We start from the raw sequence: 21835 nt of genomic DNA, 5'->3' as shown, positions 1-21835 counted from the left end.
CAGTCCCGGACACACCGTTTCACGCCCCACCCTGTCCGCGATTCGACCGAAGGCGACTGGATCGTGAGCGGGCCCACAAAGTCCACGTGAGGTGCGCTACCGTTACCCACAGATGTGGGATAGTGTGTCCCGCGCTCTTAAGCAGGGGGTCGCTTTGAGCATTCGCCGTTTTCTTTCCGTTGCCGCTTGCGCTGTTCTTGCCCTCGCGGGCTGCACCGCCAGCACGGGTTCCGATGACCCGAAACGCACTCCTACCACTGGCCTCGAGCGCGACCTATCCATCACGACGATTCTCAAAGGCGAGCAGGACTGGGTACGCGCCGGTCGCACGATCGAAGCCACCCAGGTGCAAACGGATGGTGACTTCGAGCTCTACCTGACGGAGTCGGGTGGCAAGCGCCCGGGCCTGCGCGCACCCGATGCCCCCGGCGGCGAACACGCGACCGCGACGGTTCGAGTCGATGGCCCCGTTGCCGTTCGGCTCCAGTCCCGCGATGAGAATGTCTTCCCACCCGGCGGTGTTCTGGAAGAGTTTCGCCTCGAGGGCGGCTCGATCGAGCGCCGTGAGATCTCGCCAGCGCCGGCCTCGCAGTTTGTCGGCGAGAGCCTCGTCATCCATCGCGGCCGCGCCTACGTTGAGGCGGTGCGCGACGGGCAGCGCTGCATTTCCTCCCATGCCGTCGGCACCGACGAAAAGAGCCGCATCGAACACTGTGGCGATGGCCGAATCGTCTCGATTTCCGCGAGCCCCCAAGGTGTCTATGCCGTCTTTGAGCGCGAGGACGATTCGCGCTCCCTCCACACCGTGACGGGAGCGGAACCGGATACCTCGGACCTCTCGAATGATGTGATGGCGGCATTCTCGACGCCCGAAGGGCCAATCGTCATGAACAAGACCGCTGATATCGGTGCCGGCGTGCTCGAGGGCCTAGGCACGACTGTCACGAACATCGATACCCTCGTTACTCCCCTCTGGTGCGGCTCCCACCTCTGGTTCGCCGTGAATACCGAGGAAGGCGAGCGGCAGCTTGCTGCCCTCGCGCAGGGCACGAGCCACCTCATCACCGACCCCGCCACGGGCGCAACCGTGCAAACATCCTGGTATCTGACGTGCGCTGATGGCGTTCTCAGCGTCGAGGCGGGAGACCACGCGGTCGTGATCGATTCACACTGATAGCGCGACGTGAAAAACTGGAACCATGAACACCACACCGACGTGGATCATCACCGGGGCCGGCGGTTTCCTCGGCTCCGTTCTCACCCGCACGCTCGCTGACCAAGGCGAGCGAGTACGCGCCTGCATTTTTGGCGCCACCGAAGCCAAAGTTCTGCTCGACGTTGATTGCGAGATTGCCGAACTCGACGTCACGAACGCGGAGTCGGTGGCCCGGGCGCTGCGCGGCGCCGGCCCCGCGACGAAGCTCGTACACTGCGCGGGAATCGTCTCCATCGCTTCACGCGTCACCCCGCAATTGTGGGCCACGAATGTCGCGGGCACGCGCAATGTTCTTGCCGAATGCCGCCGACTCGGTGTCTCCCGCTTCCTATACATCAGCAGCGTCCACGCACTGACCGAGCACCTGGGAGCGATGAGTGAAACCACGCCCATCAGCCCCGACTACGTCCGAGGCGCGTACGCCCAATCAAAAGCCGCCGCCACGACGTTGGTGTTAGAAGAAGCCGAGCTAGAAACCGTCGTGCTCTTTCCCTCCGGGCTCATCGGACCGGGTGATCCCGGCGAGGGCCACCTGACGCGAATGATGCGAGACCTCATTTCCGGGTCGCTTACAAGCGTTGTTCCCGGCGGCTACGACATCGTCGATGTTCGCGACGTTGTCGCCGGCATCATCGCGGCCGCCCGTCACCCCAAGCCCGCGAAGAGCTACGTGTTGAGTGGGCACTTCGTGACGATGAGTGACCTCGCCGCCCGCGTTGCAGCCGTGACTGGCCGCAAGCGCCTGCCCTCCGTCTTGCCGATGTGGTTCGCAAAGGCCACCTCCTACCTCGCGGAGGCCTATTACAAGCTGCGCGGAACGGCGCCGTTGTTCACCCGGTATTCCCTCGACGTCGTTAGCGCGCCGGCCGAATTCTCACATGCCAAAGCCACGTCCGAACTTGGCTACCTGCCACGCCCGCTTGATGAGACGATCGCCGATACCGTAGCCGACCTCGCGTAACCCGAATGATGCGTTGCGGTTACTGGTGCGCAGCGATGTAGGAGAAGATGCCCGAGGCGAGAATCTCTACGGCGATGGCTGCCAGGAGCATTCCGGCTAGGCGTGTCACCAACAGGGTGCCATCCGTGCCGAGAACACGGTGAATGATGTCGGCAAACCTCATTGATAGCCACAGCACGAGGTGGATGGCGATGAGCGCAATACCGATAGCCGTCCACGACGAGATCCCGTCGGGGGCACGTTGCCACGCCACCATGATCGCGACGATCGATCCCGGTCCCGCCATGAGGGGTGTAGCAAGCGGTACGAGTGCAACGTTTTGTTTTGTCGCGCCTTCCGCATCCCCACTGCCATCCTTTCCGGCGAGCAGTTCCATGGCGACGATGAGAAGCAAGAGACCGCCGGAGACTTGCAGCGCAGGCAGCGAGATTTGCAGGAAGTTCAGAATGTACTGGCCGAAGACCGTGAAGGTCGCCATGACCCCGAGGCTCGTGATCGTTGCCTGAAACGCGGCCTTCTTCCGCTGTTTGGAGGTCTGCGTTGACGTGAGGGCCAAATAGACCGGCACGAGGCCGGGCGGGTCCATAATGACGAACAGCGTAAGGAACGTGGTCATCAAGAGCGTGATGTCCACGTATGCGTTCACGGACGCACCACCTTCATGTATCCCTCTTCCTCCATGCGAACTAGCACCGCGGGATCGATGAGATTTTCTCCCAGTCGATTGGGCTTGCCGGTGCCGTGATAGTCGCTCGATCCGGTGACCTGCAGTCCCAGGTCCGCGGCGATCTCCCGCACCTCTGCGCGGGCAGCGTCACTATGATCCCGATGATCGGCTTCCAACGCAAACAGTCCTGCCCTTGCCATGTCAGTGATGACTGGCACTGGCACCATCCGACGTTGCCGCCCGTATGCCCGAGGATGGGCGAAGACAGGCACTCCCCCGGCATTGCGCACAAGTTCGGTTACCTCCACGGGGTGGGGCGAGTCATAGGGGACGTAGTACGGCGACGAGGGGTGCAAGATCCGCTCGAATGCTGCGGAGCGGTTCGGGATAACCCCGGCCCGCACGAGTGCATCGGCAAGGTGGGGGCGCCCAATCGTCGCTCCTCTACCCGCATGCGCCACGATGTCCTGCCAGGAGATCGGAAAGTCACGTGCCAGGCGTTCACACATTAAGCGCCCCCTGCTCGTTCGAGCCTGGCGTGAGGCCGCGAAGATCGCGGCGAGATCCTCATCGTCCGGGTTATGAAGGTAGGCAAGCAGATGGACGGTGACCCCATCGGCACGGCAGGAAATCTCGACTCCCCGCACCAAGCCGACACCGGTGTCGGCCACGTGGGCCTCGGCTTCCGCCCAGCCGGCGGTCGTATCGTGATCCGTGATCCCCACGATGTCGAGCCCGGCGCTTGCGGCCGCTCGCATAAGACCGGCAGGGCTGTCGGTGCCATCGGAGTGCGAGGTGTGGGCGTGAGGGTCTATCCGGAGGGTCACGACACACCAGTATTGCAGGTAGTGCACAATTGGGGCTATGACTACGGATAACCGCACCGACGATACCTCTCAAGCACTCGATGACCGCGGCTCGAACCGTTCCCAACGCCCCACCTCCGACCGTTTTCGGGACTTCATGACCCAGCACTGGGCGCCGCGCGATACGACGTTGCCCGAACCGAACGATTCCGCCCCCTACGCGAAGCTGCGCCGGGAGGCGATCTCCAAGAAGTTCACCGGGGACCGGCTCGTCATCCCCGCCGGCGGGCTCCAGGTGCGATCCAATGACACCGACTACCCCTTCCGACCGCACTCGGCCTTCGCGCACATGCTCGGCACGGGCACGGACTTCGAACCGGACGCCGTCCTCGTGCTTGACCCTAACGACGACGGCGAGCACGACGCCACGATTTACTTCCACCCCTGCGCATCGCGTGACACCGACCAGTTCTTCGCTGATTCGCGCTACGGCGAGTTTTGGGTCGGCGCCCGGCCCACCCTCGAATACATTCAGGCAGCAACCGGTGTGCGCACGGCCCATATCGATGAGCTGAAGGATGCGCTGTCCAAGGACGCCGGCCAGGTCCAGATTCGGATCGTTCCGGGCGCCAGCGACCAAGTGAGCACCATGGTCAGCGAGATCCGTTCTGAGGTCAGCCAACAGGTCGCAAGCGAGGTCGATGAGGCCTTGGCAGAGGCACTATCCGAAGCCCGCCTCATCAAGGACGCATGGGAAATCGAGCAGATGAAGCTCGCCGTGGCCGCGACGGCCGAGGGTTTTGAGGACATGATCCGTTCCCTGCCGCGGGCTACGACCCACCACCGCGGCGAGCGCGTTCTCGAGGGCGCCTTTGGTGCAAAGGCCCGCGAGGAAGGCAACACCGTTGGCTACGACACCATCGCCGCCGCCGGTAACAATGCCAACACGCTGCACTGGACGGCCAACACCGGCAAGGTCAACGAGGGCGAGCTCGTCTTGATCGACGCTGGCATTGAAATCGACTCCCTCTACACCGCAGACATCACGCGCACCCTGCCCATCAGCGGCACATTCTCGCCCGCCCAGCGCCGCGTCTACGACGCCGTCTTAAAGGCCTGCGAGGCCGCGCTTGAGGCATCCCACGGCACCGGCGTGAAGTTCCGTGACGTGCACGCCGCCGCGATGGAAGTCATCGCCCACGAACTCGAAGACATGGGAATCCTGCCCGTGACCGCCGAAGAGTCGCTGCAGCCGGATTGCCAGCTGCACCGCCGCTGGATGGTCCACGGCACGAGCCACCACCTCGGGATTGACGTGCACGACTGCGCGCAGGCCCGAAAGGACATGTACCTGGATGCCGAATTGCAGCCGGGCATGTGCTACACGATCGAGCCGGGACTGTACTTCCATGCGGATGATCTCGCCGTTCCCGAGGAATACCGCGGTATCGGCGTGCGCATCGAGGACGACATCATCATTACCGAGGACCACCGCGCGATCCGGCTGTCGGAGGACATCCCGCGCACGGCCGATGACGTCGAGGCCTGGATGGCGAAGGTTCTGGCCAGCTGATCGCCCACGTGGCGGGTCATCAGCGTCAGACTTGTCCAAAATAGGGCGGCAGAACAATGATGACACCGCCACGGATTCGGATTGCAGCCGCTGCGCTCTGGATTCCCTCGAGTTACGCCATTGGCGTGTGGTTCGTGCAGCATCTGCCCACGCCGTTTCACAACGCGCCCTGGCCGTCGTGGCACTAATGGGTGCGGCCATAAGCCTAGGCGTCGGTGAGGCCGCGCGAATCACGCAGTCTTATCGCCCCTACGTGCCGGTCACCTACCTCGGCTTGGTCTTCGCGGCGGCTGCAATGCTCGGTTACCTCGTCACGTTGTTGTTCGCCGAGCGCGACGGCTGGCTCACCCTCGCGGTGCCCCTGGCGTTCTCGCTCCTGGCAGGGAGCGTCGTGCGGACGCGCGCCAATGAGCCTGCGACCCCCGTGGATCAGGAATCGATCGGGTTGCCGTCTTCATCGAGCCGCACTCCATAGCGCGGCGGGGTGGACAAATCCGCCTCGGGCGACGGCGCCGACTGGTTTGGCGTTGCCGCCCGGATTCCGGCCTTGGCCAGGATCTCGCGGGCCGCGTTTGCATGCTCGGGCTCGCAAATCACCGCATAGTGGGCAGCGACGACCTGCGAGGAGGACGTGAAGTCGCGCTTGCCCTGAGTGAACATGTAGGAGACGGCACCGAAGAGGGCGCCCATGATGATGCCGACGAGCAGGCCCGCCGCCAACGCGGCAACGGCCCCGTCCGGAAGCACGATCCACATGAGGATGCCATACATCAAACCGAGCCAGGCGCCCGTGCCGGCGCCCGCCATCGAGGCGCGTGTCAGGGTGAGGCGGCCAATAATTCGCTCGACCATCTTCAGGTTCGTGCCGATGATTGAGGTGTGCTGGACCGGGAATTCGGCATCCGACAGGGCGTCGACAGCTTCCTGGGCCTTCAGGTAGGAATCAAAGGAGGCCAGCTCGATGCCTTGCGGGATCGAGGGGGTCACCATCCGGGACGGGGGTACGGTACGCATGCGGCCATTATCTCGCGCTGCGAGGATCCCGCGCGCGGTGGTTCTCGATTAGCCTAAAGACGTGACTGCCTCGCCCGTTTCCACTCAGCAACGCGTCTTCGTCGCGCGCCTCGTTGGTACGGCCGTCTTTGATCCCCTCGGGGACCAGGTGGGCCGTGTCCATGACGTCGTCGTGATCTTTGATGCGCGAAGTTTGCCGCGGGCGATCGGCCTCGTCGTTGAGGTCACCGGCCGGCGTCGGGTATTCGTGCCGCTCACGCGCGTCACCTCGATTTCTGCGGGCGCCGTTATCACGACCGGCCTGCTCAACATTCGTCGTTTCCAACTGCGCAGCGTCGAAACGCTCGTTGCCGGTGAGCTCTTTGAACGTTCGGTCACCTTCCGCGACGGCAGCGGCGAGGCGATCGTCAAGGACGTCGCGATCGAGCAGCAGCGCAATGGCGACTGGCATGTCAGCGCGCTCGCCGTCGTGCGAAAAAACACGATCGGGCTGTTCCGACGCGGCCACTCCGTCGTCGTCGCCCCCAATGAAATCACCGGGCTGGAAGACCAGCTCGCGCGGCAAGGAGCGGCCAGCCTGCTCGCGTCCTTTGCGGGCCTGAAGCCGGCCGATATCGCCGACCTCGTGCGCGATCTGCCCGAGGAGCGACGCATCGAGGTTGCTCACGAAATGTCCGATGACGCGCTCGCCGACGTGCTCGAGGAGCTGGGCGAAGAGTACCGGGTTAGCATCGTTCAGGCCCTGGAACCGCGCCGCGCCGCCGATGTGCTCGATGTAATGCAGCCCGACGATGCCGCGGACCTCGTCTCGGAGCTGCCAACCGATATCGCGGCCGAACTGCTGGAGCTCATGGAGCCCGAGGAAGCGGCGGACGTGCGCCGCCTGCTCGCCTACGAGGAACACACCGCGGGTGGCCTCATGACGACCGAGCCCGTAATCCTGCCGCCCGACGCGACCGTCGCGGGACTGCTCGCGCACGTGCGTCGCCAGGACGTGCCGCCCGCGCTGGCGGCCATGGCCTATATCGTGCGCCCGCCGCTGGAGGTGCCGACCGGCAAGCTTCTCGGCGTCGTCCACATCCAGCGGGCCCTGCGCGAACCGCCACAGACACTCGTCGGCACGATCCTCGATACCTCGGTCGAGCCCCTGGACGTAACCGACACGATCGGCACGATCACGCGCCTGCTCGCAACCTATAACCTCACCGCGATGCCCGTCGTCGACGAGGCGGGGCGCCTCCTGGGCGCGGTCAGCGTCGACGACGTCCTCGATCACCTCCTGCCCGAGGACTGGCGCGATGCGGACGAAACGCAAACCGATGACGAGATGGATAGGTGGGCTGATGGCTGATCGTCTCGACACCCCGCTAACCACCCGCAAATCCTGGGTTCCCAAGGTCGACCTGGAATCCGAGGGCGTCGGCCGCGTCGCCGAAGCGATCGCGCGCTTTACCGGCACCCCGCAATTCCTCGTGTGGCTCTCCGTCTTCGTCTTCGGTTGGCTCGTGTGGAATACCTGGGGGCCGGAAAACTTGCGCTTTGACAAGGTGGAACTGGGCTTTACGACGCTGACCCTCATGCTCTCGCTACAGGCGTCCTACGCCGCGCCCCTTATCCTGCTTGCGCAAAACCGTCAGGACGACCGCGACCGCGTGACCGCCGAGCAGGATCGGCAGCGCGCGGAGCGAAATCTCGCTGACACGGAATACGTCGCCCGCGAGCTCGCCGCCCTACGTCTGGCACTCCAAGATGTTGCAACCCGCGACTTCGTCCGCTCCGAGATTCGCGACATGCTGGAAGAGCTCCAGGCCAGCCGCGAGGAAGAGGACGAGGAGTTAGCCGAGCGCGAACGGTAGGTGAAAAGCCACGTAGCATGGAGGGTATGACTGTAGCTCCCCCGTCGATAGAAGCCATCACCGCCCAACTCGATACGGTCCTCGATCCGGAAATCAAAAAACCCATCACCGATCTCGGGATGGTGCGCTCCGTTGAGGTTGACGACGCCGGCAATGTCACTGTCGGCATTGATCTGACGACGGCCGGTTGTCCGCTGAAGGACACGATCACCGGCGACGTGACCGAGGCCGTGCGCAAGGTCGAGGGCGCAACGAGCTGCAAGGTCGAAATGGGCGTCATGAGCGAGGAGCAAAAAAAGGAGCTGCGCACCAAGCTGCGCGGCGGCGTTCCCGAGCCCGAGATTCCCTTCACCAAGCCCGGTAACCTCACCCGCGTCTATGCCATCACTTCCGGTAAGGGCGGGGTTGGTAAGTCGTCCGTGACCGCGAACCTCGCTGCCGCGATGGCCGCGCAAGGCCTGAAGGTCGGAGTCGTCGATGCCGACATTTACGGCTTTTCCATCCCGCGCATGCTCGGCGTCACGCACGCGCCGCAAAAGATCGATGACATGATCGTGCCGCCCATCGCCAACGGGGTGAAGGTCATTTCGATCGGCATGTTTGTGCCTGACAACACCGCCGTCGTGTGGCGCGGACCGATGCTGCACCGTGCGGTCCAGCAGTTCCTCGGGGACGTCTACTGGGGTGATCTCGATGTCCTGCTGCTCGACCTGCCGCCCGGCACGGGAGACGTCGCGATTAGCGTTGGCCAGCTCCTGCCCAATGCGGAGATCGTCGTCATCACGACCCCGCAGGCCGCGGCAGCGGAGGTTGCTGAACGGGCCGGCTCAATCGCGGGTCAGACGCGCCAGCACGTCGTAGGGGTCGTGGAAAACATGAGCTGGCTGGAGCAAGCCGATGGCTCGCGTCTGGAGCTCTTCGGCTCCGGCGGCGGCCAGACCGTCGCCGAGCGCCTCACGACGATCCTCGGTTACCCCGTCGAACTCAAGGCACAGGTCCCCATCGATTCGGGCGTCGCTGATGGCGGCGATACCGGCACGCCGATCGTTCTCGCCCATCCGGAATCACCGGCTGCGCAAGCCATGACCGAGCTCGCGCACTCCCTGGGCCACCGCGCCCGCGGTCTTGCCGGACGCTCGTTGGGTTTATCCCCGAGGTAGCTCATGGGGCCGTTTTCCGGGGCTGAGCTCCTCATCATCATCGTCATCGCTCTGATCGTTATCGGTCCAGAGAACATGCCCAAAGCGGCCGCGCAGTTCGGTCGTTTTGTGCGCCAGGCGAAGGATTTTACGACGCAGGCGAAAGACCGTGTCAAAGAGGAGCTCGGCCCGGATCTCAACGACCTCGATCTGAAGAGCCTGGATCCCCGGCAATACGATCCGCGCCGGATCGTACGGGATGCGCTGCGCGACGATCCGCCGCCGGTAACCGCCGCGCCTACGGCCCTCGCACCACCGGTACGCGAGGCCCCCGGAATGCCCGCGAGCCCCGCGACCCCACTCGCGGCTGCCACTCCGGTGGCGATGTCGCCAGGAGCCGCTCGCCGCAATCCCTACCAGTTCACTCCGGGCGAGCCGGGCGCCTTCGATGACGAGGCAACGTAACTCGACGTCCAGACGTTACTTCGCGCGCGCCTCATCCAAGGTGACTTCGGCCTTGACCTGCTCGCCATTGCGATCGGCGATGACCGAGATGGTCTGGCCAGGCTGCAAGGAGCGCAGGTAGACGATGAACTCGGTTGGTGAGCCGATCCGCTTCCCGTTCACCGTGACGATGCGGTCGCCCGCTCGTAATCCGGATGCTTCGGCAGGGCCGCCGGCGACGATGCCGGGAGAATTTTCGGCATCATCGAGAATGCGGGCTCCGACCCGGCGATCGGACATATCGACCATGATCCCCATGATCGGGTAGGTCGCATAGCCCTTGTCGAGAATCTCGTCGGCCGTACGTGCGACTTGGCTCGAAGGAATCGCGAATCCGAGGCCGATCGACCCGACCCCCTGCTGGCTGTTACCCACAGGCTGCGCGATCGCCGAGTTCAGCCCAACCATTTGGCCGGCCATGTTCACGAGCGGTCCGCCGGAGTTTCCAGGATTGATGGCCGCATCCGTTTGCACCGCATTAATGAACGACGTCGTCTCCGCATCGCCGCTGCGCACCGGCCGATCGGTGGCGGAAACAATGCCTGTTGTGACCGTTCCCGTGAGGCCGAGCGGAGCTCCCACGGCGACAACTTCATCGCCGACCGCGATCGTCGAAGAATCGGCAAGCGGCAGGGCTGTGAGGTCACTGGCGTCAATCGTGATGACGGCGATGTCGTACTCGGATGTCAGGCCCACCACCTTGGCGGGGAGGCGATCTCCCTCCGGAGTGGTGACCGTAATGTCGGAGGCAACCGAGCCCGTGGGAGCAATAACGTGAGCGTTCGTCACGATGGTGCCGTCCGACCGGTAGATGAAGCCGGTACCGGAGCCCCCCTCGTTACCGGTATAGGCCTCGATGTAGACCGTCGAATTAAGGACCGACTTGGCGACCTTGCCGACATCCGATTGTGCCGCGGTCACCGAAGGCGGGAGTTCGCTGCCCTGCCGAGAAGTGGGAACGCTAGGCAGGGCCCGGTCTCCCAGCCCGAAATACTCTCGTGCGGCGATGCCGCCCGTGACGAGCCCGAGAGCAAAGGCAAGAATGATGGCCATCAGCCAGAACGCGACCGGGGCTCCCTGGCGCCGCTGTTTCCGCCGCCGCGGCGGCTCCGGATAGACCTGCGGTGCGCGCGCCTGGCTCGCGCTTTGTTGGTAGGTCATGGGCGCGGTCTCGTACGCGCCGGGCGGACTCGGCGAGGCGAAGGACGGCGGCTGTGTCATAGCACTTACCTTAGGGCATGCCGCCGACCCCCTTTTCGATACACTTTGGTTAACGGCGAGTCTGGAGGTTCACCATTACTGGCGATAAGACCCTAAGTTGGGCATTTACGGAAAGCTATATCCCCGAACCCGAGGGGCCAGCTCGCGCGCGGGTACTCGCCGAGGAATTTGGCGTCAGCCCGGTAACCATCGGCGTCGGCGCCACGCTGCGCGCGCTGGCGGCCGCGACCGCCGCCCACTCGGTTGCCGAGATCGGTACGGGAACCGGAACCTCTGCCGCGTGGCTGCTGTCCGGGATGGATGCGGACGGCGTGCTGACCTCAATCGATGTCGAGCCCGAATACCAAGCGGCTGCTCGCGAGGTTCTTACCGCGATGAAGGTAAAGCCCGCCCAGGCCCGTCTCATCGGGGGCCGGGCGCTCGATGTCCTCCCGCGACTTGCCGGTGGCGCTTACGATCTCGTCTTCGTTGACGGGGATCCGGAAGAAACCCCGGAGTACGTCACGCACGCGATCCGTATGCTGCGCCCCGGTGGCATTCTCATCGTCGCGAATGCGCTGTGGCACGATCTGGTTCCCGAACCGGCCCGCCGCGATGAGGATACGGTCCGGATGCGCGAGCTCGTGCGCTCGGTGCGTAATGATGACCGCCTCACCCCCGTGCTGCTGGGCGCTGGCGACGGGCTACTCGTCGCCATTAACCGGCCACCGACCCGCTAACTAGTCGCGAAGAATCCCCCGCCGGCTCATCGAGCCCGGCGGGGGATTTTCGGTGCTGTAGCTCTTAGGCGACGACGGGCTTGAGCGCCTCGTAGAGATCCTGAGCTTCCTGCTGGGAGATTTCGACGACGAGTCGGCCACCGCCTTCGAGCGGTACCCTCATGACTAAGCCACGGCCTTCTTTCGTGACTTCCAGCGGACCCTCCCCCGTGCGGGGCTTCATGGCGGCCATGCGTAAAATCCTTCCACCAACGTGATTGTCGCCTCTATTCTAACCCCGCCGCGCCAACCAAGCCCGCCTAAGTCGCGTCGTCACATTCCATCCGTCGTGGGAACCTGGTGGCGCAGCTCATCGATCGCATTGGTCATCAGCTCCACGGCCTCCTCGGCGGTATCGACGAGGTGGATGCGGTCGAGGTCGGCCTCCCCGATCTTGCCCTCGGCCTGCATGGTGGTGCGCAGCCAGGTCACAAGGCCCTCCCAGTAGGTGCGTCCGACGAGGACGATCGGGAAGGAGCGGACCTTCTTCGTTTGCACGAGCGTTGCTGCTTCAAAGAGTTCATCGAGCGTGCCGAACCCGCCGGGCAGGACGATGAAGCCTTCGGAGTATTTGACGAACATCGTCTTGCGGGCAAAGAAATAGCGGAAGTTGACGCCGAGGTCGACCCACTGGTTCAGACCCTGCTCGAAGGGTAGTTCGATGCCGAGCCCGACGCTGCGCCCACCGGCCTCACAGGCGCCCTTGTTGGCGGCCTCCATGACGCCGGGCCCGCCCCCGGTGATGACGGCATAATCCCGCTCGGCGAGCAGGCGTCCGACTTCTTCGCCGAGTTCGTATTCGGCCGTGCCCTGCGGTGTGCGAGCCGAGCCGAAGACCGAGACTGCGGGGCCCAGCTCCGCGAGCGCGCCGAAGCCTTCGACGAACTCCGATTGGATGCGCATGACCCGCCACGGGTCGGAATGCAGCCAGTCGACATCTTGCGCCGGATCGAGCAGTCGGGCGTCGGTCGTTTCCTCGGGGACCATCCTCCCGCGCAGCATGACGGGGCCTTTACGATAGGTGCGTCTACGTGGTGCCATGAGCCCCATCTTGCCGGAGCCAGGCGAGGAGCGCCGCGTGGCATGCCTCGATGTGGCTAATTGGGCAGTTCTCCTCATCGGTGTGCGCAAGCGTCGGATCGCCCGGCCCGAAGTTGACTGCCGGGATGCCCGCCGCCGACAGGCGCGCCACGTCCGTCCAGCCGTATTTTGGTCCGACGCTGGCCCCGGCATGCCGCTTGGCTGCCGCGACGAAATCCTGCGCGAGGTCGGAGGTTAGGCCCGGGCGGGCGCCGTCGGCTGCATCCTCCAGACTCACGCTGGCCTCGATGCCTTCGAGGAGCTCTGTGACGCGGCCATAGGCCTGCTCGCTGGTGGAATCGGGCGCGTAGCGGTAGTTAATCCAGATCCGGCAGGCATCGGGGATGACGTTGAAGGCGATGCCGCCCTCGATTTTTACGATCGACAGCGATTCGCGATAGTCCAAGCCATCGACGGTGACGGTGCGCGGCTCGTAGCGCGCGAGCCGATCAAGGACCGGGGCAGCAAGGTGAATGGCGTTGCTGCCCAGCCAGTGCCGCGCCGAATGGGCGGCCCGCCCGGTGACGTCGACGCGCACACGTAGCGTGCCGTTGCAGCCGCCTTCGATGGCGGCGCTCGTGGGCTCGGTGAGGATCCCGAATTCGGCGTCCGCCATGAGTTCGGGGTGGGTATCGAGCAGGCGTTTGAGGCCCGAGCGGTCAGTGTCGACTTCTTCGTGATCGTAAAACACCCACGTGACGTCGATGGCGGGCTCTGGCAGCGTGACCGCGAGCGCCAGTTGGACGGCGCAGCCGGATTTCATGTCGACGCTGCCGCGGCCCCAAATGACGTCCTCGCCGTCGATGACCTGACGGCGGTGCGGGATGTTGTTCGCGACGGGCACGGTATCGAGGTGTCCCGCGATGATGACGCGGCGGCCGCGTCCGGCGTTCGTGCGCGCCAGGATCGCGTCGCCGGCGCGCACGACGTGCAGGTGGCCGCAGGCGCGCAGGTGGCGTTCCACCTCGTCGGCGAGATGACCTTCGTGGTCGGAAACCGAGTAGATATCGACCATCGCCGCGGTGAGGTCCGCGGGTGAGGTCGTGGCCGGGTCGGGCAGGGTGCGCGCAGCGTTAGTAGACATCGTCCTCGTCCACGTGATGCAGCGTGCGGGCGGCCTCTCCGAGTGTTCCCGACAGCGAGGGATAGATGGTGAAGGCGTTCGCGACTTCGTCGACGGTGAGCCGCTGCGTAACGGCGATCGTCAGCGGGAAGATGAGTTCGGAGGCGCGCGGTGCCACCACGACGGCGCCGATGACGACGCCCGTGGCGGCGTCGGAGAAGACCTTGACGAAGCCTTCCTTGATGCCGAGCATCTTCGCGCGCGGGTTGCGGGCGACGGGCAGGCGCGTGATCGCACCATCGACCTCGCCGGATTCGATCTGGGCCTGGGTGACGCCAATCGTCGCGATCTCGGGGGCGGTGAAGATATTGGCGGCGACGGCCGTCAGTGACAGGGGCGAGACGGCATCGCCGAGTGCGTGCCACATCGCGATCCGGCCCTGCATCGCGGCGACGGAAGCCAGCGGGTAGACGCCCGTGCAGTCACCGGCCGCATAGACGCGAAACGCCGTCGTGCGCGAGACCCGGTCGACCTCGATATGACCGGAATCGCGCAGTTTGACGCCGGCTTCCTCCAGGCCGATGCCGGCGGTGTTCGGGATCGCGCCCACCGCCATGAGGCAGTGCGAGCCGGTGATTTCGCGGCCGTCGGCGAGCGTGACGCGCACGCCGTCATCGGTACGCGTGACCGACTGCGCACGCGATTCGGACAGCACGCTCATGCCGCGGCGGCGAAAGATCGTCTCGATGAGTTCGGCGGCGTCTTCGTCCTCGCCCGGTAGCACCCGCACCCGCGAGGAGACGAGCGTGACGTCCGCGCCGAGCTGGACGTAGGCGCCCGCGAACTCCGCACCGGTGACGCCCGAGCCGACGACGATGAGATGCTCCGGTAGCTCGGTCAGCTCATATAGCTGCTTCCACGTGAGGATGCGTTCGCCATCGGGTTTGGCGTCGGCGAGCTCGCGCGGGGTCGCGCCCGTGGCGATCAGGACCATCTCGGCTTCGAGCTCGAGGACGCGTTCGCCGGTTTCGGCGTAGACGATTCGGCTGCCGCCGGCGCTCGTGGCCGGCCCTAAGCGGCCGCGGCCACTGATGATCCGGATGCCCTCTTTTTCCAGCCGGCCCGCGATATCGCGCTCCTGCTGCGCGGCGAGCGCGCGGACTCGTTCGTTGACCTTGTCAAGGTCCACGCTCGGGGCCCCATCGCCGGCGTGAATGCCGAGTTCGGCCGCCGATTCGGTCAGCGTCATCCACTCGGCCGTGGCGATGAGCGTCTTAGAGGGCACGACATCGGTCAAGACGGCAGAGCCGCCCATCCCGCGGTCCTCGATGACGGTGACGTCCGCGCCGAGCTGGCGTGCCACGAGGGCGGCTTCGTAGCCACCCGGTCCACCACCGATGATGACGACGCGGGAGCCGGCACGTACCGGAGAGGAGCCGGATGATTGGGCGCCGGCGGGGCTGTCGGGCGGCAGGGCGGTGCTCGATTGTTCAGATGTCACAGTCACGCTCCTCATTGTCGCAAAAGTCTGCGGCGCTCGTGCCAAGGTCACACTCGTTTAACGTCTTAACGAAGGAGGAGTAAAAACTTTCGTGGAACAATAAAGCTATGACTCACGAACTACCTGAAACTGACCCGCGTTCCCTCGCTGATGAGGCCGCGCGGGCCCTTGCCGAGGCAACGGGCGTGGCTCGTCACGATATTGCCCTCGTCCTCGGTTCCGGCTGGGGCGGCGCCGCCGAACTCCTGGGCGAAACCGTCGCTGAGATCGACGCCGAAGATATCCCGGGCTTCCGCAAGGCAGCGGTCGCGGGCCACGGCGGCAAGATCACCTCGATCAAGGTCGCCGGCTCGGACAAGCACGCGCTCGTGCTCGGCGCTCGTACCCACTACTACGAGGGCCACGGCGTGCGCGCCGTCGCCCACGGGATCCGCGCGGCGGCCGCTGCGGGCTGCACCCAGCTCGTGCTGACGAACGGCTGCGGTGGTTTGCGGCCCGAATGGGGGCCCGGCACTCCCGTGCTGATCTCTGATCACATCAACCTCACGATGGACTCGCCGCTGGAGGGTGCCACCTTCGTCGACCTCACCGATGTGTATTCGCCGCGTCTGCGAGCCCTCGCCCGCGGTATCGATGACAGCCTGGATGAGGGCGTCTACGTGCAGTGGCGCGGCCCGCACTACGAGACCCCGGCCGAGGTCCAGATGTCCAAGATCATCGGCGGCGACCTCGTCGGCATGTCCACGGCGCTGGAGGCCATCGCCGCCCGCGAGGCGGGCATGGAGATTCTCGGAATCTCGCTCGTCACCAACCCCGCGGCGGGTATCTCCCCCACCCCACTTGATCACGCAGAAGTTCTTGCGGCCGGCCGCGCCGCCGGACCCCGCATCGCGCGACTGCTTGCCGATATTGTCACCACCATGGCCAAGGAGAATTAACCCATGCGCTACGACGAGGGATACATCCAGAGCTGGATCGAGGACGATCCGGATCCCATCACCGCCAAGGAACTGACCGATATGCTTGCCGCCGCCAAAGGCGGCGACGATGGCGCGGCCGCCGAACTCACCGACCGTTTTTCCGGCACGCTGCAATTCGGCACGGCCGGCCTGCGCGGCGCGCTTGGCGGCGGTCCCAACCGCATGAACCGCGCGGTCGTCATCCGCGCGGCCAAGGGACTGTGCAACTACCTGAAGAACTCCATCGGGGACGGCTTTGTCGTGACGATCGGTTACGACGCGCGCCACGGCTCCAAGCAGTTCGCCGAGGACACCGCCGCAATCGTGACCGCGTCCGGCGGCATTGCCCACCTCATGCCTCGCACCCTACCCACGCCGGTCCTCGCGTTCTCGGTGCGCGATCTCGACGCGGACGCCGGCGTCATGGTGACGGCCTCCCACAACCCGCCGCAGGACAACGGCTACAAGGTCTACCTCGGCGGTCGCATGGTCGATGAGGCCGGCCGGGGCGCGCAGATCGTCGAGCCCCATGACGCCGGGATCGCGGCCGAGATTGCCCGGATCGAGCGCGTCGCCGATATCGAGCGGGCGGATTCCGGCTGGCACCTCATCGGCGAGGATCTCATCGACCGCTACATCGAGCGTGCCATCTCCCTCGTACCCAAGGGCCGGGCCGGATCGTTGAAGGTCGTCCTCACCGCCATGCACGGTGTGGGCGCCGAGACCTGCATGCGGGCGCTCAATGGTGCGGGCTTCGATGATGTCCACCTCGTTGCCGAGCAGGCCGAGCCGGACCCGGAGTTCCCCACCGTGAACTTCCCGAACCCGGAAGAGCCCGGTGCCCTGGACCTGTCCTTCGCGCTCGCGAAGAAAATCGGCGCCGATCTCATCATCGCCAACGACCCGGACGCCGATCGGTGCTCGGCCGCCATCCCGCTGCGCGGCGGCGGCTGGCGCCAGCTCACCGGCGACGAGGTCGGCCAGCTCCTTGGCGAACAGGTCGCACCGCTCGCGGCCCTGCGCGGCGAAGGCGTGCTCGCGTGTTCGATCGTCTCCTCGCGGATGCTCGGCAAGATCGCGTCCTCCCACGGCCTCAACTACGTCGAGACGCTCACCGGTTTTAAGTGGATCTCGCGCGTTCCCGGGCTGACCTACGGCTATGAGGAGGCGCTCGGGTACTGCTGCGACCCGCAGTACGTGAAGGACAAGGACGGGATCACCGCCTCCGTGCGGCTGTGCCTGCTGGCCTCAGATCTCGCCGACAAGGGCCTGACGATTGAGGACCAGCTCGATTACCTGTCTGCCCGTCACGGCGTGCACGCGACGAACCCCCTGACCGTGCGGGTCAAGGACCTCTCCCTCATCGGCGAGGCCATGGCTAAGCTGCGCGGTGGCGGCCTCAGCGAGCTCGCAGGCTCGCCCATCGTCTCGGTTGAGGACCTGTCCGAAGGCAGCAAGGATCTGCCGCCGACCGACGGCATGCGCTTCATTACCGAGGCGAACGATCGCGTCATCGTCCGTCCCTCTGGCACAGAGCCGAAGCTCAAGTGCTACCTCGAATCGATCGTGAAGGTCCCCGATCAGGACCTCGCGCTCGTCGCCCAAAGCCGTGATCAGGCAACCGAGCGAGTCGCCCGCGTGCGCGCGGATCTCGCTGCCTTCCTCGGCGTCTAGTTCACTGCGCCCCGGCCCACCAAGGGCCGGGGCGCCCTCGTGAAAGCCCCGTCATGTCTCACTCCGATCCCCCCTAATTCCATCGCTGCTGCGCTGAAGACCTCGTTTCGGGCGGTGGCCTACGCGTGGAAACACTCCCCTCGTTATTCCGCTGGGACGTTGATCTCCGGGACCATCGCGGCGCTCGTGCCTGCCGCGCAGGTCGAGGTCATGAAGTACCTCATCGCCTCACTCGAGCCCGGATCTTCGCCGGTACTGCCGATCATCCTGGCGGCGCTCGCCGCCGTCGTGATCTCCTTAACCACGAACGTCAATCGGCATGTCGTCCAGCTCAGCCAATTGGATTTGCGCCGGTCCTATTCGAGTGACCTGACGCGACTCATCACGCGGCTCACGCCGCCGGAGACCGTCGATAATCGGCGCGTCGAACGGATTCGGGCGGCGCGCGACGCCGTCCCGTTCAACCTAGCGTGGCAGGCAAGCTCGTTCTATTCGGTCATGACGGCGATCTTTGCCGTGGTGTTCCTGACCATCTCACTGTGGTCGATCTCGCCGCTCGCCTCGCTGTTCGTCGCACTCGTCATGGTGCCCGACCTTCTCGTGTACTCCCGGCTTGCGCGCGTCGAAAACGAGATCTGGCCCGAGGCTGCGGGCATTAATCGCCGCCAGGAATACCTCCACGCGCAGGTCAACTTCCAACCGGCGGCGACCGAGATCGCGTCCGGTGGCCACGGGGACTCCTTCAACGATGAACTCGCAGACCTGTACGGCAGGGAGTTCGATGTTTTCGCCAAGGCACCGCGCTACGGTATCCGCCTTCAAATGATTTCGAGCCTCGTGGTCTTTGTGCTCGCGGCTGGGGCGTTCGCCGCCATCATTGTCGCGCCGTCCGCACGCTCGGCGCTGGCATCGTGGGTGTCTTGAGCTGTCTGCTCGTCACGCGCGGCGCGGGCGCCGCCTACGGCGAGCTCATGGCCAGTGCCCCGATCATTGCGCAGTACGAGTCGCTGGCCGCCGATATCTCTGCCCGTACCGGCGAGGCGGAGACTCCCGGCCGCGGACCCGAAGCGCTTGTTGCTAGCAACGTGACCTTCACCTACCCCGGTTCGCACGCGCCCGTGATCACGGACGCGAGCATGCGAATCAAACCCGGCGAGTTCGTCGCCTTCGTTGGCGCGAACGGCAGCGGCAAGACGACGTTCGCTAAGCCCCTCGGCGGAATCCTGGAACCGGACGCCGGCACAATCGCGATCGGACAGGCCAGCGATGCAGCGAGCCGGCGTGCCCGCAGTGCGATGGTCTTTCAGGACTTCACGCGCTTCGAAGTGACCGTGCGCCGCTTCGTCGATCCCCTGTTGCGCCACAGCGATGATCAGATCGAGGCGGCGCTGCGTGCCGCCCAGGCGTGGAGTTATATCGCTCCCCTGCCCGGCGCCATCGACGCCCAGCTCGGCCCGCAATGGGACGGCGCGGGGCTCTCCGGCGGCCAGTGGCAGCGCCTCGCGCTGCTCGCGTCCTGCTGTCGGATCGGGACGCGTGGATCCTCGATGAGCCGACCGCGGCCGTCGACGCGGACGCGGAGGCCGCGATCTACCAGCAGCTCGCCGAATTGAAGGGCGCGCGCACCGTCATCGTCATCAGCCATCGCCCGGAGACGCTCAAGGCCGTTGATCGCGTCGTGGGGTTCGGATGATGTCGCCTGTTGGGAATCGCAACAACCTCTCGATCGTCGCGGAGTGCCCGACTCGGCAGTACGTCGCCCATCGACGTGACGGGGATAGCCTCGCAGTCTGGTCCGACTCACCCTTGACGCCAGAACCGTTAGTGCAGCTGATCGGGCCTCAGTTCGATATCGCGGCAACGCCACAGGCCCTGCACCCGACCGACTATCACGCCCTGGATAGTTGGGGCGTTGGACCCGGGATTATGGGGCCGGACCCCGATGTCATGTTCCCGATCATTGCCGCCGTGAGCGAGGTGGAAAGCTGGAGCGTCGACGATCGCTGTCACGTCTCTCGACATTCCTTGGTCGAGCGGGAGGCTGGTGAAGACTTCTACCACATGCGAATGCCGCTCACGGTTTTTCGCATCCCCGGCAGGGCACTGATCACCGCTCACTCCTACGTGCTCAGCGCCGACCGCTCATGCGCGATCTTTTCTTGGCACGCGACACGAGCTCGAGTCGACGCCGATAGCACCCGGCACTATAACGGCGCGACTCAGCTCATTGAATACGCCCGGTACCAAAGCAACAGCGAGCTGAGCGTCTGGACGTCGATGGCGTCTACACGAGCGTCCAGCTCGCTGGTGATTAAGCGTCGAGCTCGGACAGGATCTGCTCGGAGGCGGACAGTCCCAGGCGAGTAGCGCCGGCCTCAGCCATCGCAACGGCGGCCTCGCCGGTGCGGATGCCGCCGGAGGCCTTGACGCCGAGGCGCCCGCCCACGGTGTCGCTCATGAGCTTCACGGCGTGCTCGGAGGCACCGCCCGCGGGGTGGAAGCCGGTGGAGGTTTTGACGTAGTCCGCTCCCGCGGCCTCTGCCCGCTTACACACCTCGACGATTTCATCGTCAGTGAGGGCCGCCGACTCGATGATGACCTTCAGCTGCGCGTGTCCACAGGCCTGCTTGACCTCGTGGATATCGCGTTCTACCTCGTCGAACTCGCCGGCCTTGACCTGGCCGAGGTTCACGACCATATCGACCTCATCGGCGCCGTCCTCGACGGCGCGCTTGGCCTCGGCGGCCTTGATCTCGGTCTTGACTGCGCCCGAGGGGAAGCCGACGACAGTCGCGACGGTGAGGTCTCCCGGGTTTTCGATCGGCAGCTGGGACGGCGAGACGCACACGGCCTTCACGCCCAGCTTCTTGCCCTGCTCCACGAGCGCATCGACATCGGCCTTGGTCGATTCGGGCTTGAGCAGGGTGTGGTCGATGATGGCAGCAATGTCGCTACGGGTCGTCATGACAAACGGGTCCTTTCTGCGCCTAACGGCGAGGATTGAGCAATCTCGGTCGCTTTGGGAGCAACGATGGCGAAAATATGCGACCAGTTGCCAAAGGCCGCTTTCTTCTCATCGTCGTCGAGCCGGCTGATCGGGAGTTGATACAGGGCGGCCGAATCCGGCTCGTAAAGATTGATGGTGTCGGCGTGGTGTGCATCCTTGGCAGGAACAGCGAGCACGACGTGGCGCGGGATGCGCTTGGTGAGGGAATCGGAGGTAGTGCCACCGACGTACAGCAGGCACGGGATCCCCGAGCGGACGGTGCCTACCAGGTTACGAATACCCGCCGCACGGCGCGGGGCCCCCGAGGGCAGCCATGTCACCTCATAGTCGAGGTTTCGAAACCGCGCCATCTTGGCCGCACCGCCGGGCAGGGTGCCGAGGGCGCTCGGCCAGCCCCGCAGCTTGCCGCGCACATGGCGTTGCGCGATCTCGAAGCGATGCTCGACGGGTGGCTGATTGGCCATGGCCCACGACGGTACTTCGGGCAGCGCGGTTTCTGGCGGGAGGTCCGTGCCAGCTAGCCAGGAGGCGAGCCGGGCATCGCCGGAGGCCGCCAGCATGACAAGCGCTGCGCTACCGCAGCTCGTCTCATCACACTGGCGCAGGCGATGCCCGCCAAGCTCGACGGGCCAGACTCTCAGGTCAGGCGTCGTCTCGAGCATCCTCGTCCTCGACTGGTTCTTCGGTTGCCTGGTCTGCCACGTCGGCGGGGTCGGCTTCGAATACCTGCCGCGGGTTATCGGGCTGGTATTCCTCGGCTACGGGCCGTTCATCGACCTCGTGCTCTTGCTCATCCTCGCTGTGCGGCACGACGGACTCTCGCGAATCTGCCATGG

Annotated in this window: 24 protein-coding genes; 13 read left to right on the top strand and 11 right to left on the bottom strand. The window is 65.2% G+C overall.

Annotated elements, in window-relative coordinates:
• Nucleotides 1-154: 154 nt before the first annotated feature.
• On the top strand, nt 155-1174 hold the full coding sequence (locus BLU67_RS05290) for a hypothetical protein (protein WP_092563213.1): 1020 nt from the start codon (nt 155-157) through the stop codon (nt 1172-1174).
• Between the two features lie 25 nt (nt 1175-1199).
• Nucleotides 1200-2177, top strand: coding sequence for an NAD-dependent epimerase/dehydratase family protein (locus tag BLU67_RS05285; protein WP_092563210.1), 978 nt, complete (start codon nt 1200-1202; stop codon nt 2175-2177).
• A gap of 19 nt (nt 2178-2196) precedes the next feature.
• Here the strand turns inward: BLU67_RS05285 and BLU67_RS05280 are convergent, their stop codons facing one another.
• Together BLU67_RS05280 and BLU67_RS05275 are read right to left on the bottom strand one after the other, a co-directional pair.
• Nucleotides 2197-2823, bottom strand: a complete 627-nt coding sequence (locus tag BLU67_RS05280; RefSeq protein WP_092563207.1) for a MarC family protein — start codon at nt 2821-2823, stop codon at nt 2197-2199.
• Nucleotides 2820-3671: a PHP domain-containing protein gene (locus BLU67_RS05275; protein WP_092563318.1), complete on the bottom strand. Its 852-nt coding sequence runs from the start codon at nt 3669-3671 to the stop codon at nt 2820-2822. Before BLU67_RS05275 ends, BLU67_RS05280 begins: the two co-directional genes overlap by 4 nt.
• Nucleotides 3672-3708: 37 nt before the next feature.
• Between BLU67_RS05275 and BLU67_RS05270 the strand changes: the two genes are divergently transcribed.
• Together BLU67_RS05270 and BLU67_RS12070 are read left to right on the top strand one after the other, a co-directional pair.
• Nucleotides 3709-5223 (top strand): aminopeptidase P family protein, encoded by a 1515-nt coding sequence (locus BLU67_RS05270; protein ID WP_092563204.1) that lies wholly within the window; start codon nt 3709-3711, stop codon nt 5221-5223.
• 127 nt (nt 5224-5350) lie between these two features.
• Entirely contained in the window at nt 5351-5698 is a 348-nt protein-coding gene (locus tag BLU67_RS12070) for a hypothetical protein (protein WP_143027342.1), read from the top strand.
• Here the strand turns inward: BLU67_RS12070 and BLU67_RS05265 are convergent.
• Complete coding sequence (locus BLU67_RS05265; RefSeq protein ID WP_176780705.1) at nt 5653-6237, bottom strand: YflT domain-containing protein; 585 nt, start codon at nt 6235-6237, stop codon at nt 5653-5655. The genes BLU67_RS12070 and BLU67_RS05265 overlap by 46 nt on opposite strands.
• Before the next feature lie 61 nt (nt 6238-6298).
• Between BLU67_RS05265 and BLU67_RS05260 the strand changes: the two genes are divergently transcribed.
• The 4 genes from BLU67_RS05260 to BLU67_RS05245 are packed head-to-tail and all read left to right on the top strand — an operon-like array spanning nt 6299 to nt 9697.
• Nucleotides 6299-7588 carry a magnesium transporter MgtE N-terminal domain-containing protein gene (locus tag BLU67_RS05260; RefSeq protein ID WP_092563201.1) on the top strand — a complete coding sequence of 430 codons (1290 nt, stop codon included), beginning with the start codon at nt 6299-6301 and terminating at the stop codon, nt 7586-7588.
• Complete coding sequence (locus BLU67_RS05255) at nt 7581-8093, top strand: DUF1003 domain-containing protein (RefSeq protein WP_092563198.1); 513 nt, start codon at nt 7581-7583, stop codon at nt 8091-8093. Before BLU67_RS05260 ends, BLU67_RS05255 begins: the two co-directional genes overlap by 8 nt.
• A 26-nt stretch (nt 8094-8119) precedes the next feature.
• Nucleotides 8120-9253, top strand: coding sequence for a P-loop NTPase (locus tag BLU67_RS05250; protein WP_092563195.1), 1134 nt, complete (start codon nt 8120-8122; stop codon nt 9251-9253).
• Nucleotides 9254-9256: 3 nt separating this feature from the next.
• Nucleotides 9257-9697, top strand: coding sequence for a twin-arginine translocase TatA/TatE family subunit (locus tag BLU67_RS05245; RefSeq protein ID WP_143027341.1), 441 nt, complete (start codon nt 9257-9259; stop codon nt 9695-9697).
• Nucleotides 9698-9712: 15 nt separating this feature from the next.
• On the opposite strand, the gene BLU67_RS05240 is transcribed toward BLU67_RS05245, so the two are convergent.
• On the bottom strand, nt 9713-10957 hold the full coding sequence (locus BLU67_RS05240) for a S1C family serine protease (protein WP_092563192.1): 1245 nt from the start codon (nt 10955-10957) through the stop codon (nt 9713-9715).
• Nucleotides 10958-11031: 74 nt separating this feature from the next.
• On the opposite strand from BLU67_RS05240, the gene BLU67_RS05235 reads away from it, so the two are divergent.
• The gene (locus tag BLU67_RS05235) at nt 11032-11676 is read left to right on the top strand and encodes an O-methyltransferase (protein WP_092563188.1); all 645 of its coding nucleotides are present in this window, start codon (nt 11032-11034) and stop codon (nt 11674-11676) included.
• A gap of 64 nt (nt 11677-11740) precedes the next feature.
• Here BLU67_RS05235 and BLU67_RS05230 read toward each other — a convergent pair whose 3' ends face one another.
• The 4 genes from BLU67_RS05230 to BLU67_RS05215 form a co-directional block, all read right to left on the bottom strand.
• Nucleotides 11741-11908 carry a DUF3117 domain-containing protein gene (locus BLU67_RS05230; RefSeq protein ID WP_092563185.1) on the bottom strand — a complete coding sequence of 56 codons (168 nt, stop codon included), beginning with the start codon at nt 11906-11908 and terminating at the stop codon, nt 11741-11743.
• A gap of 80 nt (nt 11909-11988) precedes the next feature.
• Entirely contained in the window at nt 11989-12756 is a 768-nt protein-coding gene (locus BLU67_RS05225) for an LOG family protein (protein WP_261977039.1), read from the bottom strand.
• Nucleotides 12743-13879 (bottom strand): succinyl-diaminopimelate desuccinylase, encoded by a 1137-nt coding sequence (dapE, locus tag BLU67_RS05220; RefSeq protein ID WP_092563179.1) that lies wholly within the window; start codon nt 13877-13879, stop codon nt 12743-12745. Before dapE ends, BLU67_RS05225 begins: the two co-directional genes overlap by 14 nt.
• Nucleotides 13869-15365 carry an NAD(P)H-quinone dehydrogenase gene (locus tag BLU67_RS05215; protein ID WP_261977038.1) on the bottom strand — a complete coding sequence of 499 codons (1497 nt, stop codon included), beginning with the start codon at nt 15363-15365 and terminating at the stop codon, nt 13869-13871. Before BLU67_RS05215 ends, dapE begins: the two co-directional genes overlap by 11 nt.
• A gap of 101 nt (nt 15366-15466) precedes the next feature.
• On the opposite strand from BLU67_RS05215, the gene BLU67_RS05210 reads away from it, so the two are divergent.
• The 4 genes from BLU67_RS05210 to BLU67_RS05195 all read left to right on the top strand — a co-directional run bounded on the left by BLU67_RS05210 (nt 15467) and on the right by BLU67_RS05195 (nt 19605).
• On the top strand, nt 15467-16297 hold the full coding sequence (locus tag BLU67_RS05210) for a purine-nucleoside phosphorylase (RefSeq protein ID WP_092563174.1): 831 nt from the start codon (nt 15467-15469) through the stop codon (nt 16295-16297).
• Between the two features lie 3 nt (nt 16298-16300).
• Nucleotides 16301-17992 carry a phospho-sugar mutase gene (locus BLU67_RS05205; RefSeq protein ID WP_092563171.1) on the top strand — a complete coding sequence of 564 codons (1692 nt, stop codon included), beginning with the start codon at nt 16301-16303 and terminating at the stop codon, nt 17990-17992.
• Nucleotides 17993-18151: 159 nt separating this feature from the next.
• Nucleotides 18152-18916 (top strand): ABC transporter ATP-binding protein, encoded by a 765-nt coding sequence (locus BLU67_RS05200; RefSeq protein WP_092563168.1) that lies wholly within the window; start codon nt 18152-18154, stop codon nt 18914-18916.
• Nucleotides 18913-19605 carry an ATP-binding cassette domain-containing protein gene (locus BLU67_RS05195; protein WP_092563165.1) on the top strand — a complete coding sequence of 231 codons (693 nt, stop codon included), beginning with the start codon at nt 18913-18915 and terminating at the stop codon, nt 19603-19605. The genes BLU67_RS05200 and BLU67_RS05195 overlap by 4 nt, the downstream gene beginning before the upstream one ends.
• A 698-nt stretch (nt 19606-20303) precedes the next feature.
• Here the strand turns inward: BLU67_RS05195 and deoC are convergent.
• From deoC to BLU67_RS05180, 3 genes are read right to left on the bottom strand one after another with little or no spacing between them, the layout of a single operon-like run.
• Nucleotides 20304-20957: a deoxyribose-phosphate aldolase gene (deoC, locus tag BLU67_RS05190; protein WP_092563162.1), complete on the bottom strand. Its 654-nt coding sequence runs from the start codon at nt 20955-20957 to the stop codon at nt 20304-20306.
• Nucleotides 20954-21661 (bottom strand): hypothetical protein, encoded by a 708-nt coding sequence (locus BLU67_RS05185; RefSeq protein WP_092563159.1) that lies wholly within the window; start codon nt 21659-21661, stop codon nt 20954-20956. The genes deoC and BLU67_RS05185 overlap by 4 nt, the downstream gene beginning before the upstream one ends.
• Entirely contained in the window at nt 21642-21833 is a 192-nt protein-coding gene (locus tag BLU67_RS05180; protein ID WP_092563156.1) for a hypothetical protein, read from the bottom strand. Before BLU67_RS05180 ends, BLU67_RS05185 begins: the two co-directional genes overlap by 20 nt.
• Nucleotides 21834-21835 lie beyond the last annotated feature (2 nt).

The sequence above is a fragment of the Bowdeniella nasicola genome, assembly GCF_900107735.1.
Taxonomy (GTDB): Bacteria; Actinomycetota; Actinomycetes; order Actinomycetales; family Actinomycetaceae; genus Bowdeniella; species Bowdeniella massiliensis.
This window is presented reverse-complemented; position numbering and strand designations above follow the sequence as displayed.

Coding starts and splice junctions, on each gene's coding strand:
- BLU67_RS05285 (WP_092563210.1), top strand. CDS start 1,200: ATGAACACCACACCGACGTGGATCATCACCGGGGCCGGCGGTTTCCTC.
- BLU67_RS05270 (WP_092563204.1), top strand. CDS start 3,709: ATGACTACGGATAACCGCACCGACGATACCTCTCAAGCACTCGATGAC.
- BLU67_RS05265 (WP_176780705.1), bottom strand. CDS start 6,237: ATGCGTACCGTACCCCCGTCCCGGATGGTGACCCCCTCGATCCCGCAA.
- BLU67_RS05255 (WP_092563198.1), top strand. CDS start 7,581: ATGGCTGATCGTCTCGACACCCCGCTAACCACCCGCAAATCCTGGGTT.
- BLU67_RS05250 (WP_092563195.1), top strand. CDS start 8,120: ATGACTGTAGCTCCCCCGTCGATAGAAGCCATCACCGCCCAACTCGAT.
- BLU67_RS05245 (WP_143027341.1), top strand. CDS start 9,257: ATGGGGCCGTTTTCCGGGGCTGAGCTCCTCATCATCATCGTCATCGCT.
- BLU67_RS05240 (WP_092563192.1), bottom strand. CDS start 10,957: ATGACACAGCCGCCGTCCTTCGCCTCGCCGAGTCCGCCCGGCGCGTAC.
- BLU67_RS05230 (WP_092563185.1), bottom strand. CDS start 11,908: ATGGCCGCCATGAAGCCCCGCACGGGGGAGGGTCCGCTGGAAGTCACG.
- BLU67_RS05225 (WP_261977039.1), bottom strand. CDS start 12,756: ATGGCACCACGTAGACGCACCTATCGTAAAGGCCCCGTCATGCTGCGC.
- dapE (WP_092563179.1), bottom strand. CDS start 13,879: ATGTCTACTAACGCTGCGCGCACCCTGCCCGACCCGGCCACGACCTCA.
- BLU67_RS05210 (WP_092563174.1), top strand. CDS start 15,467: ATGACTCACGAACTACCTGAAACTGACCCGCGTTCCCTCGCTGATGAG.
- BLU67_RS05205 (WP_092563171.1), top strand. CDS start 16,301: ATGCGCTACGACGAGGGATACATCCAGAGCTGGATCGAGGACGATCCG.
- deoC (WP_092563162.1), bottom strand. CDS start 20,957: ATGACGACCCGTAGCGACATTGCTGCCATCATCGACCACACCCTGCTC.
- BLU67_RS05185 (WP_092563159.1), bottom strand. CDS start 21,661: ATGCTCGAGACGACGCCTGACCTGAGAGTCTGGCCCGTCGAGCTTGGC.
- BLU67_RS05180 (WP_092563156.1), bottom strand. CDS start 21,833: ATGGCAGATTCGCGAGAGTCCGTCGTGCCGCACAGCGAGGATGAGCAA.